At 62.3% G+C, this 19,849-nt stretch carries 21 protein-coding genes; 10 read left to right on the top strand and 11 right to left on the bottom strand.

Features of this window, described 5'->3' with window-relative positions; genetic code table 11:
* The first annotated feature begins 50 nt into the window (after positions 1 to 50).
* Genes LMJ30_RS17460 through cobA form a run of 6 tightly spaced genes read left to right on the top strand, consistent with a single transcriptional unit; the run spans position 51 to position 6,065 of the window.
* On the top strand, positions 51 to 1,739 hold the full coding sequence (locus tag LMJ30_RS17460; protein WP_229433705.1) for a nitrite/sulfite reductase: 1,689 nt from the start codon (positions 51 to 53) through the stop codon (positions 1,737 to 1,739).
* A complete protein-coding gene (locus tag LMJ30_RS17455) occupies positions 1,732 to 2,292 on the top strand; it encodes a DUF934 domain-containing protein (protein ID WP_229433704.1) in 561 nt (186 codons plus the stop codon). Before LMJ30_RS17460 ends, LMJ30_RS17455 begins: the two co-directional genes overlap by 8 nt.
* A gap of 11 nt (positions 2,293 to 2,303) precedes the next feature.
* A complete protein-coding gene (locus LMJ30_RS17450; protein WP_229433703.1) occupies positions 2,304 to 3,017 on the top strand; it encodes a phosphoadenylyl-sulfate reductase in 714 nt (237 codons plus the stop codon).
* Between the two features lie 31 nt (positions 3,018 to 3,048).
* Positions 3,049 to 3,987 carry a sulfate adenylyltransferase subunit CysD gene (cysD, locus tag LMJ30_RS17445; protein WP_229433702.1) on the top strand — a complete coding sequence of 313 codons (939 nt, stop codon included), beginning with the start codon at positions 3,049 to 3,051 and terminating at the stop codon, positions 3,985 to 3,987.
* A complete protein-coding gene (locus LMJ30_RS17440) occupies positions 3,987 to 5,294 on the top strand; it encodes a sulfate adenylyltransferase subunit 1 (RefSeq protein WP_229433701.1) in 1,308 nt (435 codons plus the stop codon). Before cysD ends, LMJ30_RS17440 begins: the two co-directional genes overlap by 1 nt.
* A gap of 12 nt (positions 5,295 to 5,306) precedes the next feature.
* The gene (gene cobA, locus LMJ30_RS17435) at positions 5,307 to 6,065 is read left to right on the top strand and encodes a uroporphyrinogen-III C-methyltransferase (protein WP_229433700.1); all 759 of its coding nucleotides are present in this window, start codon (positions 5,307 to 5,309) and stop codon (positions 6,063 to 6,065) included.
* 30 nt (positions 6,066 to 6,095) lie between these two features.
* Here cobA and LMJ30_RS17430 read toward each other — a convergent pair whose 3' ends face one another.
* The gene (locus LMJ30_RS17430) at positions 6,096 to 6,542 is read right to left on the bottom strand and encodes a hypothetical protein (RefSeq protein ID WP_229433699.1); all 447 of its coding nucleotides are present in this window, start codon (positions 6,540 to 6,542) and stop codon (positions 6,096 to 6,098) included.
* A 209-nt stretch (positions 6,543 to 6,751) separates the two neighbouring features.
* On the opposite strand from LMJ30_RS17430, the gene hemP reads away from it, so the two are divergent.
* Together hemP and LMJ30_RS17420 are read left to right on the top strand one after the other, a co-directional pair.
* Positions 6,752 to 6,943 carry a hemin uptake protein HemP gene (gene hemP / locus LMJ30_RS17425; RefSeq protein WP_229433698.1) on the top strand — a complete coding sequence of 64 codons (192 nt, stop codon included), beginning with the start codon at positions 6,752 to 6,754 and terminating at the stop codon, positions 6,941 to 6,943.
* A gap of 68 nt (positions 6,944 to 7,011) precedes the next feature.
* Positions 7,012 to 7,341 carry a hypothetical protein gene (locus LMJ30_RS17420; protein ID WP_229433697.1) on the top strand — a complete coding sequence of 110 codons (330 nt, stop codon included), beginning with the start codon at positions 7,012 to 7,014 and terminating at the stop codon, positions 7,339 to 7,341.
* Here the strand turns inward: LMJ30_RS17420 and LMJ30_RS17415 are convergent.
* The 4 genes from LMJ30_RS17415 to lptF all read right to left on the bottom strand — a co-directional run bounded on the left by LMJ30_RS17415 (position 7,332) and on the right by lptF (position 11,011).
* Positions 7,332 to 8,225, bottom strand: coding sequence for a DUF4394 domain-containing protein (locus LMJ30_RS17415; protein WP_229433696.1), 894 nt, complete (start codon positions 8,223 to 8,225; stop codon positions 7,332 to 7,334). The genes LMJ30_RS17420 and LMJ30_RS17415 overlap by 10 nt on opposite strands.
* A 121-nt stretch (positions 8,226 to 8,346) precedes the next feature.
* Positions 8,347 to 8,721, bottom strand: a complete 375-nt coding sequence (locus tag LMJ30_RS17410; RefSeq protein ID WP_229433695.1) for a sirohydrochlorin chelatase — start codon at positions 8,719 to 8,721, stop codon at positions 8,347 to 8,349.
* Positions 8,721 to 9,878 (bottom strand): LPS export ABC transporter permease LptG, encoded by a 1,158-nt coding sequence (gene lptG / locus LMJ30_RS17405; RefSeq protein ID WP_229433694.1) that lies wholly within the window; start codon positions 9,876 to 9,878, stop codon positions 8,721 to 8,723. Before lptG ends, LMJ30_RS17410 begins: the two co-directional genes overlap by 1 nt.
* Positions 9,878 to 11,011, bottom strand: coding sequence for an LPS export ABC transporter permease LptF (gene lptF, locus LMJ30_RS17400; protein ID WP_229433693.1), 1,134 nt, complete (start codon positions 11,009 to 11,011; stop codon positions 9,878 to 9,880). The genes lptG and lptF overlap by 1 nt, the downstream gene beginning before the upstream one ends.
* A 59-nt stretch (positions 11,012 to 11,070) precedes the next feature.
* Between lptF and LMJ30_RS17395 the strand changes: the two genes are divergently transcribed.
* Complete coding sequence (locus tag LMJ30_RS17395) at positions 11,071 to 12,564, top strand: leucyl aminopeptidase (protein WP_229433692.1); 1,494 nt, start codon at positions 11,071 to 11,073, stop codon at positions 12,562 to 12,564.
* A gap of 116 nt (positions 12,565 to 12,680) precedes the next feature.
* On the opposite strand, the gene LMJ30_RS17390 is transcribed toward LMJ30_RS17395, so the two are convergent.
* The 4 genes from LMJ30_RS17390 to LMJ30_RS17375 are packed head-to-tail and all read right to left on the bottom strand — an operon-like array spanning position 12,681 to position 14,262.
* Entirely contained in the window at positions 12,681 to 13,130 is a 450-nt protein-coding gene (locus LMJ30_RS17390) for a hypothetical protein (RefSeq protein ID WP_229433691.1), read from the bottom strand.
* A gap of 59 nt (positions 13,131 to 13,189) precedes the next feature.
* On the bottom strand, positions 13,190 to 13,660 hold the full coding sequence (locus LMJ30_RS17385; RefSeq protein ID WP_229433690.1) for a CreA family protein: 471 nt from the start codon (positions 13,658 to 13,660) through the stop codon (positions 13,190 to 13,192).
* A 33-nt stretch (positions 13,661 to 13,693) separates the two neighbouring features.
* The gene (locus LMJ30_RS17380) at positions 13,694 to 13,885 is read right to left on the bottom strand and encodes a DUF1653 domain-containing protein (protein WP_229433689.1); all 192 of its coding nucleotides are present in this window, start codon (positions 13,883 to 13,885) and stop codon (positions 13,694 to 13,696) included.
* The gene (locus LMJ30_RS17375) at positions 13,885 to 14,262 is read right to left on the bottom strand and encodes a phiTE_015 family protein (RefSeq protein WP_229433688.1); all 378 of its coding nucleotides are present in this window, start codon (positions 14,260 to 14,262) and stop codon (positions 13,885 to 13,887) included. Before LMJ30_RS17375 ends, LMJ30_RS17380 begins: the two co-directional genes overlap by 1 nt.
* Positions 14,263 to 14,650: 388 nt before the next feature.
* Here LMJ30_RS17375 and xth point away from each other — a divergent pair, with 388 nt between their 5' ends.
* Positions 14,651 to 15,421, top strand: coding sequence for an exodeoxyribonuclease III (xth, locus tag LMJ30_RS17370; RefSeq protein WP_229433687.1), 771 nt, complete (start codon positions 14,651 to 14,653; stop codon positions 15,419 to 15,421).
* 111 nt (positions 15,422 to 15,532) lie between these two features.
* Here the strand turns inward: xth and LMJ30_RS17365 are convergent, their stop codons facing one another.
* Both LMJ30_RS17365 and prpF read right to left on the bottom strand, forming a co-directional pair.
* Positions 15,533 to 18,412: a sensor domain-containing protein gene (locus LMJ30_RS17365; protein ID WP_229433686.1), complete on the bottom strand. Its 2,880-nt coding sequence runs from the start codon at positions 18,410 to 18,412 to the stop codon at positions 15,533 to 15,535.
* Between the two features lie 165 nt (positions 18,413 to 18,577).
* On the bottom strand, positions 18,578 to 19,768 hold the full coding sequence (gene prpF, locus LMJ30_RS17360) for a 2-methylaconitate cis-trans isomerase PrpF (protein ID WP_229433685.1): 1,191 nt from the start codon (positions 19,766 to 19,768) through the stop codon (positions 18,578 to 18,580).
* Positions 19,769 to 19,849: the final 81 nt, after the last annotated feature.

Here is a 19,849-nt window from a genome sequence, read left to right as displayed (position 1 = left end):
AGTCTTACACCTTCCGCCCAGAAAACAGAGCAACAACCAGGAAACTGAACATGTATCGCTATGACCAATATGACCATCTGATCGTCCGTGAGCGTATCGCGCAGTACCGCGACCAGGTGGCGCGCCGCCTCAATGACGAGCTGACAGAAGAAGAATTCCTGCCGCTGCGCCTGCAAAACGGCCTGTACATGCAGCGCCACGCCTACATGCTGCGCATCGCGGTGCCTTACGGCCTGCTGTCGTCGGCGCAGATGCGCATGTTCGGCCATATCGCGCGCAAGTACGACCGCGGCTACGGCCACTTCACCACGCGCCAGAACATCCAGTTCAACTGGATCGAACTTGAGCACACGCCTGACATCCTGGCCGACCTGGCCTCGGTCGAAATGCACGCGATCCAGACCTCCGGCAACTGCATCCGCAACATCACCACCGATGAATTCGCCGGCGTCGCCGCCGACGAGCATATCGACCCGCGCCCGTTCTGCGAAGTACTGCGCCAGTGGAGCACCTTCCACCCCGAGTTCGCCGCCCTGCCGCGCAAGTTCAAGGTCGCCATCAACGGTTCGGCCGAAGACCGCGCCGCGATCGCCGTGCATGACATCGGCCTGACGGTGCTGCGCAACGAAGCCGGCGAAATCGGCTTCAAGGTAATGGTCGGCGGCGGCATGGGCCGCACCCCGATCCTGGGCAGCGTCGTGCGCGAGTTCCTGCCGTGGCAGCACATGCTGACCTTCATCGAAGCGATCATGCGCGTGTATAACCTGCACGGCCGCCGCGACAACAAGTACAAGGCGCGCATCAAGATCCTGGTCAAGGCAGTCGGCCTCGAAGAATTCACCCGCCAGGTCGAACAAGAATGGCAGGACCTGAAGGACAGCCCGTCCACCCTGACCGAAGAGGAGATGGGCCGCATCTCGGCCTACTTCCCGCTGCCGGCCTACGAAACGCTGCCGGCGATCGACCCGCGCACCGGGCATGAGGACAACAAGGCCTTCGCCAACTGGCTGCTGCGTAACGTGAAGCCGCACAAGGTGCCGGGCTACAGTGCGGTCGTGCTGTCGCTGAAAAAGCCTGGCGTACCGCCGGGCGACGCTACCGCATCGCAGATTGATTTTGTCGCCGACATGGCCGACCGCTACAGCTTCGGCGAACTGCGCGTGACGCACGAGCAGAACCTGGTGCTGGCCGACGTCAGGCAGTCGGACCTGTTCGCCCTGTGGCAGCAAGTGAAGGCGCAGGGCCTGGCGACACCGAACATTGGCCTGTTGACCGACATGATCTGCTGCCCTGGCGGCGACTTCTGCTCGCTGGCCAATGCCAAGTCGATCCCGATTGCGGCCGCTATCGCGCACCGCTTCGAGAACATCGACTTCCAGCACGACATCGGCGAGATCGAACTGAATATGTCCGGCTGTATCAACGCCTGCGGCCACCACCACGTCGGCACCATCGGCATCCTCGGCGTCGACAAGGACGGCAGCGAGTGGTACCAGGTCTCGATCGGCGGCGCTCAGGGTAACAACTCGGCCATCGGCAAGATCATCGGGCCATCGTTCTCAGCGCACCAGATGCCCGAAGTGATCGACCGCCTGCTGCAGGTCTACGTCCGTGAACGCACCGAAGAGGAACGCTTCTTCGACACCGTGCAGCGCCTTGGCGTTGCGCCGTTCAAGGAACATGTTTATGCCACGCCGATTGCGGCCGGGGCACTGGTAGGGGAAGACGAATATGCTTGAAATTATCCACCCACAAATCATCAAGGGCCACGAAGTGGTCCAGGACGACTGGGCCGTGCTGCGCCTTGAAGAAGGCGAAGCAGCTGAAACGGTGACTGTCCGCGAAGGCAAGGTCATCGTGCCGCTGACGGTGTGGCTGGCGCAGCGCGAGACGCTGTCGGCACGCCCGGAGATCGGCGTATGGATCGCCCCCGCCGAGCAACCTGAACTGCTCAAGGGCGACCTCGACAAGTTCGCCGTCGTTGCAATCGACTTCCCCAAGTTTACCGATGGCCGCGGCTACTCGATCGCCTACAACCTGCGCATGCGCCTGGCCTACAAGGGTGAACTGCGCGCCATCGGCGACGTGCTGCGCGACCAGCTGTTTGCGATGCACCGCGTCGGCTTCGATGCCTACGCCACGCGCCAGGACCGCAGCATCCACGACGCAGTCAAGGGACTGACCGTGTTCTCCGAGGTGTACCAGGCCTCGGTGGACGTGAATGTACCGCTGTTCCGCCGCCACCACCGCGAAGTTCGCACCGAAGGCGGCGACGTAGGTTACGGCATCTGAAGGCGCACGCCATGCCAGACACCGACCTCATTGCATCCACCCGCGCCACGCTCGAACGCATCGCCGGCGAGTTCTCGCCTGCCGTTTTCGCATCCAGCCTGGCGGCGGAAGACATGGTACTGACGGACCTGATCTTGAAGGCACAGCTGCCAATCGCGATCTTCTCGCTGGAGACCGGCCGCCTGCATCCCGAAACGCTGGCCGTGCTCGACGCGGTCAATGCCAAATACGGCTATGACGTGCAGCTGTACCGCCCGCAAACGGAGGCGGTGGACGCCTACGTCGCCCAGAACGGCAAGGACGCCTTCTACAACAGTATCGAGATGCGGCGCGAGTGCTGCCGCATCCGCAAGGTCGAGCCGCTGGGCCGCGCCCTGGCCGGCAACAAGGCCTGGGTGACCGGCCAGCGCCGCGCACAGTCGGCAACGCGCTCGGACCTGGCGATCGAGGAAGACGATCCGGCGCACGGCATGGTCAAGTTCAACCCGCTGGCCGACTGGTCGGAGGACGACGTCTGGAACTATATCCGGGCCAACGATGTACCATACAACGCACTGCACGACCAGGGCTTCCCATCGATCGGCTGCGCGCCCTGCACGCGCGCCGTCCAACCGGGCGAGGACGTCCGCGCGGGCCGCTGGTGGTGGGAAAACCCGGAGTCGAAGGAATGCGGCCTGCACATCGTCGACGGAAAACTGATTCGCATTAAACCAGTGGCCGCGTAAGGCGCCACAAGAAAAAACAGGTACAGCTACCATGAACACAATCACCGACAAGACGCACCTGATCGCCGACGTCAACGCGCGCCACCTCGACGCGCTGGAATCGGAAGCGATCCACATCATGCGCGAGGTAGCGGCCGAATGCGCCAACCCTGCCCTGCTGTTCTCCGGCGGTAAAGACTCGGTGGTGCTGCTGCGCCTGGCCGAGAAGGCCTTCCGCCCGGGTAAATTCCCCTTCCCGCTGGTGCACATCGACACCGGCCATAACTTCGACGAAGTAATCGCCTTCCGCGACGCACGCGTGGCCGAACTTGGCGAACGCCTGATCGTCGGCAGCGTCGAAGACTCGATCAAGCGCGGCACCGTACGCCTGCGAAATCCGCAGACCGACTCGCGCAATGCCGCGCAAGCCGTCACGCTGCTCGAAACCATCGCCGAACACGGCTTCGATGCCTGCATCGGCGGCGCCCGCCGCGACGAAGAAAAAGCCCGCGCCAAGGAACGCATCTTCTCCTTCCGCGACGAATTCGGCCAGTGGGACCCGAAGGCCCAGCGCCCGGAACTCTGGGACCTGTACAACACCCGCGTGCATCCGGGCGAGAACATGCGCGTCTTCCCGATCTCGAACTGGACTGAGCTCGACGTCTGGCTGTACATCCAGCGCGAAAAGCTGGCCCTGCCGCCGATCTACTTCGCGCACGAACGCCAGGTCATCCCGCGCAATGGCCTCTTGGTGCCGCTGACGCCACTGACTCCGGCACGCGAAGGCGAAACGGTCGAAACCCAAGTGGTGCGCTTCCGTACCGTGGGCGACATTTCGTGCACCTGCCCTGTGAGCTCGGATGCATCGACTGTCGAAGCGATCATCGCCGAAACCGCGGTCACCCAGATCACCGAACGCGGCGCCACGCGGATGGACGACCAGACCTCCGAAGCCTCGATGGAAAAACGTAAGAAAGCAGGATACTTCTGATGAACGCCATGAACGAAAAAATGACTGAGCGTGGTCTTCTGCGCTTCATCACCGCCGGCTCCGTCGATGACGGCAAAAGCACGCTGATCGGCCGCCTGCTGTTCGACAGCAAAGGCATCTTCGCCGACCAGCTGGACGCGATGTCGCGCTCGAAGCACAAGCGCACCGTGGGCGACACGGTCGACCTGTCGCTGCTGACCGACGGCCTCGAAGCCGAGCGCGAACAGGGCATCACCATTGACGTGGCCTACCGCTACTTCGCCACGCCGCGCCGCAAGTTCATCATCGCCGACACGCCGGGCCACGAGCAGTACACCCGCAACATGGTGACGGGCGCATCGACTGCCGACGCGGTGATCATCCTGGTCGACGTGTCCAAGGTGAAGCTGCGCGAAGACGGCGGCGTCGACCTGCTGATCCAGACCAAGCGTCATTCGACCATCGCCCACCTGCTGCAGATCGAGCACGTGATCGTCGCGGTCAACAAGATGGACCTGGTGAACTACGACCAGACCGTGTATGACCGCATCGTCAAGGCCTACCAGGAGTTCGCGGCGACGCTGGGCCTGAAGGACATCACGCCGATTCCGCTGTCCGCCCTCACCGGCGACAATGTGGTCGAGCGCAGCGACAAGATGGCCTGGTACGACGGCCCGCCGCTGATCGAGCTGCTCGAATCACTGTCGGTGTACGACGAATCGCACGATGCACCCTTCCGCTTCCCGGTTCAGCTGGTGGCGCGCCACAACGGCCACGAAGCCAACGACTTCCGAGGCTACATGGGCCGCATCGAAGCGGGCAAGGTCAGCGTCGGCGACAAGCTGGTGGTGCAGCCATCGGGCCAGAGCGCGACGGTCAAGGACATCCTGACCTTCGAAGGCTCGCACCAGAGCGCGGCCGTCGGCCAGTCGGTTACACTGCTGTTGAACGAATACCTCGACATCTCGCGCGGCGACCTGCTAGCAGGCAGCGAGCAGCCGGCGACGCTGCTCAAGAACCTGACTGCGGACGTGTGCTGGATGTCGGATGAACCGCTGGACCTGCGCCGCAAGTACTGGATCAAGCACGGCACCAAGCAGACCGCCGCCAAGGTGACGGCGATCGACACGCTGTTAGACATCAACACCCAGCAGCGCCACAGCGCCGAAGGCCTTAAACTGAACGACATCGCACGTATCGCGCTGACCGTTCAGCAGCCTTTGGCGGCCGACGCTTACGACGATATCCGCGCCACCGGCGCATTTATCCTGATCGATGAAGTCACGCACCAGACCGTCGCCGCGGGCATGATCCGCCTGGCGGCATAACAGGAGAGCAGCATGGCAGCACTCGGAAAAGTCTATCTGATCGGCGCGGGCCCAGGGGCCCAGGACCTGATCACCCTGCGCGGCGCGCGCCTGCTGGCGCAAGCCGACGTCGTGCTGCACGACGCGCTGGTGACTTCCGAGATGCTGGAACTGTGCCCGCAAGCGCTCAAGATCCCGGTCGGCAAACGCTGCGGTCAGCTATCGACTGCGCAGGCGTTCATCAACAAGCAGCTGGTCGATAACGCGCACAAGTTCGGGCTGGTGGTTCGCTTGAAGGGCGGCGACCCGATGTTGTTTGGCCGCGCGGATGAAGAACTGCGTGCGCTTGAGGAAGCTGGCATTGAAGTCGAAGTCGTCCCGGGCATTACCACTGCGCTGGCTGCTGCATCAGCGACCAAGCAGCCGCTGACCAAACGTGGCGTCTCGCGCAGCGTCGCCTTCTTCACGTCCAGCACGGCGCCCGAACACGATGGCCACGCCGCGATCCCGGACACCGATACGCTGGTGCAGTACATGGGGGGCCGCGAGGCGATCGCCACTGCGCAGCGCCTGCTGGCCCAGGGACGCCGCCCGGATACACCGGTCGTCGTCATCGAGAACTGCAGCCGCCCTGACCAGCGCATCTTCCGCCTTACGATTGAAACACTGGCACGCGGTCTCGGCGAAGCGCACGGACCTGTCCTTGTGATGCTGGGTGACGCAATGCACCAGCGCGCGCACCAGGCACCGGACTCCGACGATACGGAGTGCGAGCGGCGTTACATCGCCTAGCTTGAACTAAAAATACGCCAGGGGACCACGTCAAGAAATGTATTTGAGGTCGTGCTCCCCAATCTCCCACAGCAGCCGGTCAGCCGCCGCGTAGGTTTCCTCAGCCACTGCATGCAGTTGCGCAATCGCCGCGCCTAGCCGCTCCCCGCAAAACCCTGTGCGCGAGGACATGGGCACCGCCGCCATCTCACAGCGAATGTGGCGGATATCTTCCTTCAGCCCCTTGAGCATGTCGCGGATCGTGAAGTCCGCGTCGACCGCTTCCTTGAACGCCCCTGCAGTCAGGCTTACTTCAAACGCCGCGATCTTGCGGCGCATTGATGCGAGCCGCCCAGCCAGCGACTCCATGCGGCGTGCGCATCGGATACGCCTGACAACAGGCGGCATGAACGTCATCAGCTCGTGCCAGTGCCCTCTCGCTCGGTTCAAGGCGAGCAACACTTCACAAACGAGGATTTTCCAGGCAAGTGTCAGCATCGCATCTCGTCTCAAGACCCGGACAACGCCCAGGTGTTCAGTCGAGTGTGTGCCGCTTTAAAAATCACGTCAAACGTGCGGGGCCACTTGCAACTGATGCAGAACAAGCTTACGTGATTTGATCTTTCTGAACCACGGACGTCGGGACAGCTTGCAATCGCTTCCCGAATCGGACATAATCCAAATGAGAATAGTTCTCATTTATTAAAATGCCGACGACAAAAATCCCTCCTGACTCCGGCCTGCCCGACCCTGCGTATGCCGACAGAGAACCGCAGCATGTTCCGCGTTTCGACAGCCGGAATTTGTTCGGTCAGGCCAAGTCCGTGCACATCGAACACGAAGGCAAGGTCTACCAGCTACGGGTCACGCGCCTGGGCAAGCTGATCCTGACCGCCTGAGTTCAATCAGCCAGCCATCCGCAGCCTGCCGCGGTAGCCAGCCACTTCATTTACTTAAGGAGCATTGCATGGCTATCGAATTTTCGACCAGGGCAATTGAAGAGCCTGGCACCCTGTCCACCCAGCCAGAGCTGCTGGTGTCGGCGGCGCTGCACCTGATGTCGCACTACAGCACGCGCGGGACTGACGCCGGCACCTGCCTCAAGCTGGCGTCGGTGATCGAACGGCACCTGAAGGCGCTTGCCGGCCACGGCGACCTGGCGCCCGTGCTGCGCGCCACCTGCCAGCAATTGTCCGAGCAATGGGCTGGCATGGTGGAACAGGCGATCCCGGCAAAGCCAAACGTGACCTTGCTGGACCGCGTGTTCGGCGCGGCGCGCCAGGGCGCTCAGTCCTGATTCAGCGGTATCGCAATATCGCTGAGCTGGTCGCCGCGAGCGAAAGTCCCGCGCGCGGTGGCCTTGCCAGTCAACAGGTCGACCGAGTACAGCGCCCCGTCCGCGCCACCCGTGCCGAGCACGGCCAGCGCCTCCGCCCCCACGCTGGCGCCGTCGCGCACGCGGTTATAGATATCGAATCCGGCAACGGCCGCCACGTCCATACCCAGCTTGCCCGTGGCCGCCAGCGTGCCGGCGTTCGGCGGCGATTGCAGCGCCACCTGGTCGAGCATGGTGTCGAGCGCAAACAGCGTCGTTGCGGTTGCGGGGTTCAGGTCGTTGTTGGTGTAGGCCGAGCCGGTGACGCCGGTGGCGGCCGTTCCGGCAGTGTAGTTGAGCGGGCCGTCAACGATGGTGACGCCGCCCGTGCCGACGTTGTGGCGCAGGTTCTGGCCGGTGTCGCTGACGATGCGCAGGCGGTCCGCCGCAGGGTTGAAGTCGACGCCAAACTGCGTGCCCTCCAGCGCAACGGTCAGCTGGCTGACCTTGGTTGCCACGGCAGTCGCGGTGTCGATCCGGTAGACGCCGCCGGCCTTGCTGACGCCGTACAGCATGCCGTCCTGCACGCGGAAGTCGATGCCCACGAGCATGTCCCCGGACATCAGGCCGGTAATCGTGCCGATCGAGCGCGCATCGCCCGGCCGGTTTTCGCTGAAACAGATCAGGCGCTGGTCAGCAGTCAAACCAACCGCCATGAGCGGCCTGTGACGGTCGCCCTTGTGCGCTTCCATGCCGCTGGCGCAGGCGTTGCCAGCGCGCTGGGACTTGCTGTCTGCTGCGTGCGACACGGACAGGGCGCTAACCGCCGCCAGGATGACGAATGCTGAGCGAATACTTGGGTTCACGGTGACTCTCCTTTTTACCGGCTGTTGATGGGATCGCCTTAACGGAGCGGATGCAGCTCCCGGCTATCTGTGTACGCAGCAAGTGCGCAAACGGATTCAACAACGACAAAAAGGCGAGACTTCAGGAATTTAATGCCGCGATGCAGTAGTCGGTCATCGCCTTGAGCACGCCAGGGTCTTCGCCCACCGCGCCAGCAACCCTGATCGCCACCTTGGGGTGGATCACGCGCAGCTCATCAACCATCAGCGGCAGGTCGCGCAGCACGTGGGCGCCCTGCCCCAGGAAGACCGGGACCACCGTGATGTCGGTGACGCCAGTGGCCACCAGCGAGGTCACCTGCGGTTGCAGGCGCGGTTCCATCAGTTCGAGGAACGCAAGCGTCACCCGCACTTCAGGCATGCGCCGCTGGGTCAGGTCGCGCAGCCGCTCGAACGGCGCCTTCCACGAATCGGCGCGGGCGCCGTGGGCAAACAAGATCAGTGCGCGTTTTTCCATCAATGTCTCTCCACCCACCACAAGGCGCCCAGCGCCAGCAGCAGGAACAATAAACTAGGCGCAACCGCCGTGAAGAACGCTGGCCAGGTGCTGAGCAAGCCAAGGTGCGAGAACAGCGTGTTTATCAGGATGAAGCTCACCCCGATCATGATGCCGATGAAGATTTTCAGGCTCACGCCGCCGCTGCGGGTGTGCAGGTAGGCGAAAGGCAGGGCCAGCGCCATCAGCACGAAGATGGCGAACGGGTCGATCAGCTTCTTCCAGAACGCGATCTTGAAGCGGTCGGTCTCCTGGCGGTTTTCGGCAAGGTGGCGCGTGTACACGGCCAGCTCGTTGGCCGACATGCGTTCAGGGTCGCTTGATGATACCGACAGGATCTTCGGGGTGATCTCGGACGTGAGGGTCATGCTCTCGTGCTTGCGGGTGGTGACGGCGCTCGTCTCCTGGCCGAACGTGGCCTGGGTTTGGGTGGCGGCCGTGGCAGTATTCGAGAACACCGTTTCGGTCACGTCTTCCAGCCGCCACTTGCTGTTACCTTCAAAGACGCCCGACTTTGCGGTGATCAGGGAGCGCATGCGGAAGTCGTTATCGAATTCGTAGAGCTTGACGTCGACCAGGCGCCCATCGGGGCGGAACTGGCTGACATTGAAGAAGCGCGAACCGGTGACCTCGCCCTTGACGCCGTCGCTGCGCACCACGTCTTTGGTCCACATGCCCGACTTGAACTGCTGCGAGACCGACGCGCCCTGCGCGCTCAGCCTGATTCTTTCCGCCCACGGCGCGGTGCGCGGGGTGATCAGTTCGCCAAAGACGAAGGTAATCAGTACCAGCACGACGCCGATCTTGAAGAGCATCGCGGCGGCCATCTGGGTCGACATGCTCGACGCGCGCATGATCGTAAACTCGGACGAATTGGCAAACTGCGCCATCGTGTAGATGGTGCCGATCAGCGCCGCGACGGGCATGACCTCATACACGTGGCCCGGCACCAGCATCAGCACGTACAGGAAAGCGTGCTGGATCTCGTAGCCATCCTTGCCGATGTCCGGCAGTTCACTGGTCAGGTCCATGAAGGAGATCAGCGCCAGGAAGGCGACCAGTACGAAAGCGACGGCCTGGAAGATCGAGACCGCGAAATAGCGTTGAAGGACTTTCATCAGGCAAGCGCTCCTTTGCGCGCGTTGCGGGACCGCTTGAATGCGCCCCACAGTACCAGCGGGTGGTAGCGGTGATTCGGATTGACGCGCCACGCGAACAGCAGGATCACGCACAGGATGGCGATGGCGTGCAGCGGCCACGATGCGGCGGCAAATTCCATCTTGCCCTGCCTGATCGACGCTTCCGCCATCTTCTCGAGGTTCTTATAGGTGAAGAAAATCAGCAGCGCCAGGATCAGGTTGGCCGCGCTGCCGGCGCGCGGGTTGACGAAGCCGAGCGGTATCGCCAGCAGCATCAGGACCAGGCAGCTGACCGGGGCCGCCACGCGCTTCAGCAGCTCGGCCATCGTGTAGCGGTTGGGCGCGACCAGCAGCGCCGGCGTGGACAAGGTATCGACCGGCAGGTCGGCGCCAAGCGCGGGTACCTTGGTCGCCACGCGCATGCTGTAGCGGTCGAACTCCATCGACTGGAAATCGGCCTGCCCCGGCACGCCGTGGTAGCGGCGCCCGTTCTTCAGCACCAGGAACTGGCTGCCGTCGGGCTGGCGCTCGATGACGCCCTCCTTTGCCACCACCACCGTATTGCCGTCCTTTTCGACGGTATTGACGAACACGTTCTGCACCACCGTCGACTCGCCAGTCACCCCTTCGACGAAGAACACGCGGTTGCTGGAGGTGGACTCCTTGAACTGGCCGGGCGAGACCTTTTTCAGGTCTTCACGCTTTTCGAAGCGCTGGACGAACTCCTCGCTTTTCAGCTTGGCCCACGGCGTGGCCACCATGCTCAGGGCGCCCGTCAATACAACCAGCGGCAAGCCGAAGGTCAATACGGGCGGGATCCAGCGCAGCAGCGACATGCCTGAGGCGAACCACACCACCATCTCGGAGTCGCGATAGCTGCGCGTGACTGCCACCAAAACTGAAATAAAACTGGTGAGAATCAGGATAGTTGGCAGATAATTCAGGATTGCAAAACCGATCAAAGCGATGACGTCGCCCGAGTCGACCTTGCCGCCCGCGGCCTTGCCGAGGATGGAGATCAGCGTCCAGGTAGCCAGGACCGAAAAGAGGATCGTAAAGGTGGCGCCGGCGGCACTCGCCAATTCACGTCGCAGGGCGCGTTGAAAGATCATTAGAAAGTTATAATCGCAGGTTAAGCAGTGCGCGTCACAAACATGATATGGAGATTCAAATGGACTTTAGCATAAAAGCATTCGATACAAAGAACACCATCACGTCGGCAAAAACAGGCTGTGTCGCGGTTGCGGTATTCGAAAACAAAAAAATGTCGCAGGCGGCTAAGGCCCTCGATCAGGGTGGTGAAATCACTGCTGCGCTCAAGTCCGGCGACATCACCGGCAAGCCAGGTTCGACCCTGATGCTGCGCGGCGTATCGGGTGCGGCTGCCGCGCGCGTGCTGCTCGTAGGTATGGGCAATGATGAGACTATCAGCGAAAAGAGCTTCACGTCTGCGGTCACCGCAACCCTCAAGACGTTCGCATCGATTGGCGCCACGGACGCCATTATCGCATTACCGATGACTGATGTGAAAGACCGCGACGCCAGCTGGGCTGTGCGCTGCGTGGTTATCGCCGCCAACGAGATCGAGTTCCGCACCGACGCGCAAAAGAGCAAGAAGGACCCTGCCCCAACCGGGGTGCGCAAGATCACCCTGGCAACCGACGCCAGCGCGCAGGTCAAGACCTCGCTGGCGCAGGCGATCGCGATTGCCAACGGCATGAACCTGACCAAGGAACTGGGCAACCTGTCGCCAAACGTCTGCACCCCGACCTACCTGGCCAACACCGCCAAGGAACTGGCGGCGGAATTCAACTTCGGCGTCGAAGTCCTCGAGCGCAAGCAGCTTGAAGCGCTGAAGATGGGCAGCTTCCTGTCCGTGACCAACGGCAGCGAGCAGCCGCCGAAGTTCATCGTCCTCAAGCACATGGGCGGCAAGGCCAAGGACGCGCCAGTGGTCCTGGTGGGCAAAGGCATCACCTTCGACACCGGCGGCATCTCGATCAAGGCCGGCCCTGGCATGGACGAGATGAAGTACGACATGTGCGGCGCGGGCTCCGTGCTCGGCACCTTCCGCGCCATTGGCGAGATGGGCCTGAAGCTGAATGTCATCGGCATCGTGGCCGCATGCGAGAACATGCCATCGGGCCGCGCGACCAAGCCGGGCGACATCGTCACCTCGATGAACGGCCTGACCATTGAAGTGCTGAACACCGACGCCGAAGGCCGCCTGATCCTGTGCGACGCGCTGACCTATGCGGAGCGTTTCAATCCTGCGGTGGTGGTCGACATCGCCACCCTGACGGGTGCATGCATCGTCGCGCTGGGGCACCACAACACCGGCCTGTTCACGCGCAGCGACGACAAGCACGAAGCGCTGGCGGCGGAACTGCTGGCAGCGGGCAAGCAAGCCAGCGACACCGCATGGCGCCTGCCGATCGAAGAGATCTACAACGAGCAGCTGAAGTCGAACTTCGCGGACCTGGCCAACATTGGCACGCCGGGCGGCGCCAGCGTGACCGCGGCCTGCTTCCTTGAGAACTTCACCCGCAAGTACACCTGGGCGCACCTGGATATCGCGGGTACGGCGTGGAAGACCGGCGCTGCAAAAGGCGCCACCGGCCGTCCGGTGCCGCTGCTGTCGACGTTCCTGATCAACCGCACCTAAGCGACACGGTAAAGCGTAGGGCGGACAAGCGAAGCGCCTCCGCCGAGTTAAGCGTCAACGTGGCGCTTAACTCGGCGGAGGCGCTTACGCTTGTCCGCCCTACGTACCTGGCAGATCTAGTAAATCGTATTCGACGCCACCTCATCTACCACCGCCTCGTGATACACATCCGGCCGCCGCATCAGCACCGTCAAGGTATCCGGATACTCAAACCCCACCCCGGTCCGCTTATCGACCAGATATCCCAACCCCGCGGTCAACACCACATTGCCCATCAGCGCGCCCGCATTGGCGCGCGAATCGACCACATCCTGCCCTACCCCGTGGCCGCTGCGCTTGCAGTCAACCCACAGCTTCCCGGCGCTCTTGCGCACCGAAACGCGCCCAGGCGTGGTCACAAACCACCGCCCTGCGTCATTGGTCAGCACACAGCCGATGCCGGCCACTTCGCGGTTGTCCTGAATCGTCTGCACCAGCACCACCTGCTGGTCAGGCTCGCTGATCGTGGCGCAGCCGCCCAGCGCGGCGAGCGTGAGGACTGCGACTAGTCGTTTGATGATTGCCATGTTATCCACCGCCGTTGTCATATGCCTGTTTACGGCAGGCTGCGGGGATTCCTGAAGACTTATTTGAGGGGGATAGGCAAATTGGCCGGCACCGGCACCGCGGTAACGCTGTTTTGCGGGCTGCCTTCGATCAGGCGGTCGGAATACACCAGGTAGACCAGCGCGTTGCGCTTGGGGTCGACCATGCGCACCACGCGCACATGCTTGAACAGGATCGAGGCGCGTTCGGAGAATACTTCCTCCTGCCGGGGCAGCTTGCCGTTGAAGGCCAGCGGCCCGACGTGGCGGCACGCCACCGAGGCATTCGACTTGTCTTCGGCGATGCCGATCGCGCCTTTGATGCCGCCGGTTTTTGCGCGCGACAGATAGCAGCTGACACCGCGCACGCGCGGATCGTCGAACACTTCCACCACCACCTTGTGGTCAGGCCCGAGCAGCTTGAATACGGTATCGACCGAGCCCACGGTTTCGGCCGTGGCGGATGCGAGAACGCCTGACAAAGCCAGGCCGATAGCAGCTTTGGTCAACATGTTCATTCCTGGGAGTGTGCCTGTGCGGCGGGACTAGTCGATTGGGGCGAAGCGCGGCACTTGCTGGCCGTCGACGTCAACCAGTTCGAAGAAAACATCTTTGGGACGCGTCCAGATGGATCCGTTCGCGGCCCGGTATACGATCATTTCGGACAGGTCCGATTCGAGCGTGGCAACGCACACCAGCTCGTACAGACCGCCCTTGTAATGCCGGAATTTCTGCATCAACCCGCTTTATCTTCCGCGAGGACTTTCTGCTTTTTCTTCAGGCCCTGGATCACCTTCAGAACGCCTTCGATGCCGTCCGATTCATCCAGGTCGCTGAACGCGTCGAGGACTTCGTTGAGCACCTTGTTGCGTACCGTGGCCTCATCCGGCGCCATCGGCGCGGCTTTCTCAGCCGGCTCGCCCTGCTCTCGCGCTGGAGCCTTTGCTGCGGCGAACTTGGCAGTCGCGGCAGCGGACTTCCCATGTGCAAGGGCCGCTTGCCAGATTACCCAGCGGCGTTGCGTTTCGAATACCAGATATTCATCTGGCTTGTCTTCACGGCGGCGGACAATGTGACCGTCCCGTTGCGCCCACGCTTCAAATGCACTACGCATTATCTTCCTTTACAAATGCTGTTACCGCATTTCGACAAATGTTGAAAATGCAACTTTGCAAAATAGTACCACCTATTGGGGCGACACTGCGAAAATTTCATTGTTTTACAAGGCCACCTACCGAACTGTGGCGTAGCTGCAAAATCTCACGACCTGCATATAGTATAGTACGCCAGCCGTTATAAAAATGCAATTTTTAATTCCTCATGAGTAACAATAGGCTATTCACGGGCTCGTGTGTAAATGTTGTTACACTTTGCTACATTTGTAGGCAAAATATATCCTCTTGGCAATGCAAATAGCATGGACATTTGCGATAGCTCAACCTTGCGCTTCCCGCCATGAGCGTTGATACTTCCGTCTTCGCTGCCCTTCCCTGACCTCACCAATGAAAATAGCAACCTGGAACGTCAATTCCCTCAAAGTTCGCCTGCCTCACCTGCTGCAGTGGCTGGAAACCAATCCGGTCGATGTGCTCTGCCTCCAAGAGACCAAACTGGAAGACGACAAGTTTCCGCTTGCCGAAATTAATGCGGCTGGCTACCAGGTGGCGTTCAGCGGCCAGAAGACCTACAACGGGGTGGCGATCCTGTCGAAGCACCCGATTACCGACGTGGTGCGGAACAATCCCCGTTTCGAGGATCCGCAGCAGCGCATCCTGGCCGCCACCATTGAGGGCATGCGCTTCATCAGCGCGTATGTACCGAACGGGCAGTCGGTCGATTCGGATAAATACGTGTACAAGCTGGCGTGGCTGGCGTCGCTGCGCGAGTGGCTGGCCGAAGAACTGCGCACGCACGGCGGCCAGGGGCTGGCCATCCTTGGCGACTACAACATCGCTCCGGAAGACCGCGACGTGTACGACCCGGTTGGATGGGGCGGCGAGGTGCTGTGCTCACCGAAGGAGCGCGAGGCGCTGGCGCACCTGATCGGGCTGGGGCTGACGGATTCGTTCCGCCTGTTCGAGCAGCCGGAGAAGTCGTTCAGCTGGTGGGATTACCGGCAACTGGGATACCAGAAGAACAAGGGCCTGCGCATCGACCATATTTTGCTGTCGGAGTCGCTCGCGAAGCGCTGCGTGGCCTGTGCGATCGACCGCGTGCCGCGCAAATGGACGCAGCCGTCGGACCATGCGCCGGTGATTGCCACGCTCGGATAACAGTGGCTGAATTCGGCGGATGCGCGCGAGCGCTTATCCGCCCTACATGAAGAGGATGTGCAGGCGCGTACTACATGTAGGGCGGATAAGCGCGAAGCGCGCATCCGCCGGTTACCTCACCAGCGCCATCACCTCATGCGCTTCGACCGGCTGCGAGAACAGGAACCCCTGCGCATACTGGCACCCATTCTCGCGCAGCAGCTTGTACTGCCCTTCACTCTCGACGCCCTCCGCCACCACCGACAGCTGCAGGCTGTTCGACAGCGCGATAATCGCCCCCACGATGGCGCGGTCTTCGGCACTGTTTTCGAGGTCCTTGATGAACGCGCGGTCGATCTTCACCTTCTTGACCGGGAAGCGCTTCAGGTAAGCCAGGCTTGAATAGCCCGTTCCGAAATCGTCGATCGACAAACGGATGCCCATGCGGTTGATCTGCCCGAGAATTTCCAGCGTCTGCTCGCCGTGCTGCATCAGCGCGGTCTCGGTAATCTCGAACTCGATCAGCGCAGGATCGATGCCCGTCTCGTCCAGGATGCTGCGGATCGACTGGATCAGCCCGCGGTTCATGAACTGGCGCGGCGACAGGTTGACCGCCAGCGGCACCGGATCGAAGCCCTGGCGCAGCCACTCGACACTTTGCTCGCAGGCGCGCCGCATCACCCATTCACCAACCGGTACGATCAGCCCGTTTTCTTCCATGATCGGAATGAACTGGTCCGGCTGCACCAGCTCTGTACCGCCACGGCGCCAGCGCAACAGCACTTCCAGCGTGTGGATGCGGCGCGTGCCGGTGTCGATGATCGGCTGGTAGAACAGCTCGAACTCCTTGCGCGCCATCGCGCCGCGCAAGCTGCTTTCGAGCTCGAAGTGCTGCGACGCGGCCTGGTTCATCGTCTGCGTGAAGAACTGGTAGTTGTTACGCCCGCTGGCCTTGGCGTGGTACATGGCCGCGTCGGCATGGCGCATCAGCGTTTCGACGTCGCCGCCGTCGCTCGGATACATGCAGATGCCGATCGACGGGGTGATGTGCAGCATCCGGCCTTCGAATGGAATTGGCGAGGCCAGCGCGTCGATGATCTTTTCGGCCACGTGGTTGCACTCCGACGCTTCGCGGATGCCGGGCACCAGCACCACGAATTCATCGCCGCCAAGGCGCGCCACGGTATCGCTGGCGCGCACGGCGCGGCAAAGCCGGTTGGCGACTTCCTTCAGCAGGTAGTCGCCCGTCAGGTGGCCGAGCGAGTCGTTGATGGTCTTGAAGCGGTCGAGGTCTAGGAACATCACCGCCAGCTTGCGGTCGGTCCGCTGCGCCGTCAGCATCGCGCGGTCGAGGCGGTCGGCGAGCAGCGCGCGGTTGGGCAGCCCGGTGAGGCTGTCGTGGTAAGCCATGTGGTGGACGCGCGCCTCCGCTTGCCGCCGCTCGACAATCTCCGCCTGCAGCAAGGTGTTGGCGCCGGCCAGTTCGGCCGTGCGTTCAAGCACGCGCACTTCCAGTTCGTCGCGCGCGCGGCGGATCGCCTCGGCCGCTTCGCGGCGCGCCGTCACGTCGTCGACTACCCATACCGAGCGGCCGGTGGCCTTCGACAGGTCGAACGGGCGGCCCGACAAACGCGCCCAGAAAGTGCTGCCGTCCTTGCGCACCAGCTGGTATTCGCCCATGCTGATGCGGCCGGAATGGAAGTTGCGCGAGGTCTCGGTGCGGGCCGCATCCCAGCCCGCCTTGTCGGGGTAAAGCGACTGCACGGACAGTCCTTCAATTTCGCCAGGACCGTAGCCGAACAGCTCTTCCATCTTGGTATTGCAACGCAGGTTGTAACCGTTTTCGACGACGGCGATGCCCAGCACCGCGCTATCGAGGATCGCCTGGTTTTCCAGCAGCGCGTTGCGCAGGGATTCCTCGGCGCGCTTTTGCCTGGTTCTGTCCTCGATGATCCAGATGGTGCCGCGCGATGGGTCTTCAGGGTTGACAACGAATGCGATTACCTGGACCCACATCTCGGTGCCGTCCTTGCGCACCATCTCCACTTCGGTCTGGAACGGGCGGCCGACTGACAGCAGCGGCGTGGCTTCCCTGCCCAGCTGGTCGTAGACTTCGTCGCTCGGATACAGCGCGCGGCCAGGAATGCCGAGCGCCTCGTCGCCCTCGTAGCCGAACATCTCGCCGAAGCTGCGGTTGTAGCGCGTGACGACGCGGTTGCGAGTGAACAGGATCGTGAAGGAGGCATTGGTCATGATCGCCTGGCCTTCGGTCATCGCCAGGCGGGTATCGGTGACATCCTCAAGGATCCAGATCGTGCCCTCTTCGTTGCGGTCGATATCCACCGCCTTGGCGCGCACGCGGCACCAGAACAGGCTGCCGTCGCGGCGCTTGAACTGCGCCTCCTGTGCTTCAAACGGCAGGCCCTGGCTTAGCAAAGGGCCCGCGTCCTTGCCGAATTTGACGTACACGTCGGGCGACGGGAATACCTCGATCGCGCGCCGCCCAATCATATCCTCCTGCGTATAGCCGAACATCTCGGCAAAACGGGGATTACATGACGACATGATGCCTGCCTTGCTGAACAAGATGCCGACAGACGCGTTATCGAGGATCGCCTTTTGCTCAAGCAGCGATTGGCGCAGGGCCGACTGGTCGCGCTCAAACGGACGAAGATCGGTGAATACGAAGATGGCGCCGGGCGCGTTGGCCTTTGCGGAAAGGGGCTTGGCGTGGACCTGGACGGCGATCTCGCTGCCGTTGGACGCCACCAGCCCACTGGCCCACTCCTGCTCAACTGCGGTGGCGCTATGCAGGCGCGCAGCCGCTGCGGGCGCGGTGCGCGCCGTGAACAGCTCGGGAAGCTCAAGGCCATGCGCGTCGCGCCCGATCAGCCTTGCCAGTTCGGCGTTGAGCGCAAACACCTGGCCTGCCGCGTTGCAGGCGCAAGCGGGCAGTCCAAATAGCTGTAGAGATTCCGCGACAAAGTCAGGATTTGCCAGTACTCGATCCATGTCCCACACTGTAATAAGTACTGCCTCTATACCGGGCAGCTTCAGTCGGGATCATAAACCACATTTGGCGGCAAAATCGCTAAATTGGAAGAATTACGTCAGGGTTGAACACTAAAGAGCCGCGCAGCCGGCCAAAATGACCAGGCTGCGGGCCCTCATCCGGGCTTAGAAAGCGTCCCCCGGTACGCGCACCCAGCCCTCCATCAGCACCCGCGCGCTGCGGCTCATGATGGCTTTACTAACTGACCACTCGCCATTGCTGAACGTGGCCTGGGCACCGACGCGCAGGGTGCCGGATGGATGGCCGAAGCGCACCGCGCTTGGCGAGCCGCCGCCTGCGGCGAGGTTCACCAGGGTACCCGGTATGGCCGCTGCGGTACCGATGGCAACGGCTGCGGTGCCCATCATCGCGTGGTGCAGCTTCCCCATCGACATGGCGCGCACCAGCAAGTCGACATCGATTGCCGACACCTCCTTACCGCTCGACGACACATAGGCGGCAGGCGGTGCGACGAAGGCGACCTTCGGCGTGTGCTGCAGCTTGGCCGCTTCGGCCACATGCTTGATGAGGCCCATGCGCACCGCGCCGTGCGCGCGGATCGTCTCGAACCTCGCAAGGGCTACGGGGTCGCTGTTGATCGCATCCTGCAGTTCGGTGCCGGTGTAGCCGATGTCCGCCGCATTCAGGAAGATGGTCGGAATGCCGGCATTGATCATCGTGGCCTTGAAGGTGCCCACCTCGGGCACCTCGAGGTCGTCGACCAGGTTCCCGGTCGGGAACATGGAACCGCCCTCGCCATCTTCTTCGGCCGCGGGGTCCATGAATTCAAGCTGCACTTCGGCTGCCGGGAAGGTAACGCCGTCGAGGGCGAATTCACCGGTCTCCTGCACTTCGCCGTTGGTGATCGGGACGTGGGCGATGATGGTCTTGCCAATGTTGGCCTGCCAAATGCGCACGGTGGCGATGCCGTTCTCCGGGATGCGCGCCGGGTCGACCATGCCGCCGCTGATGGCGAACGAACCGACGGCAGCAGACAGGTTGCCGCAGTTGCCGCTCCAGTCAACGAAGGCCTTGTCGATGGCGACCTGGCCGAACAGGTAATCGACGTCGTGGCCTTCCTTGCTGCTGCGCGACAGGATCACTGCCTTGCTGGTGCTTGACGTTGCGCCGCCCATGCCGTCGATCTGCTTGCCGTAAGGGTCGGGGCTGCCGATCACGCGCAGCAGCAGCGCGTCGCGCGCAGGGCCGGGCAGCTGGGCGATCTGCGGCAGGTCTTGCAGGCGGAAGAATACGCCCTTGCTGGTACCGCCACGCATGTAGGTGGCGGGGATTTTGATTTGTGGTGCGTGGGTCATTTTGGTTCCTGGGTTCGGCGGATGCGGGCTTCGCCCTTATCCGCCCTACGCAAACCTTTCACGTAGGGCGGATAAGGGCAA

Source organism: Massilia agrisoli (assembly GCF_020831365.1).
Lineage (GTDB): Bacteria > Pseudomonadota > Gammaproteobacteria > Burkholderiales > Burkholderiaceae_D > Telluria_A > Telluria_A agrisoli.
The sequence above is the reverse complement of the archived record's forward strand: the minus strand, read 5'-3'. Positions and strand labels throughout refer to the sequence as shown.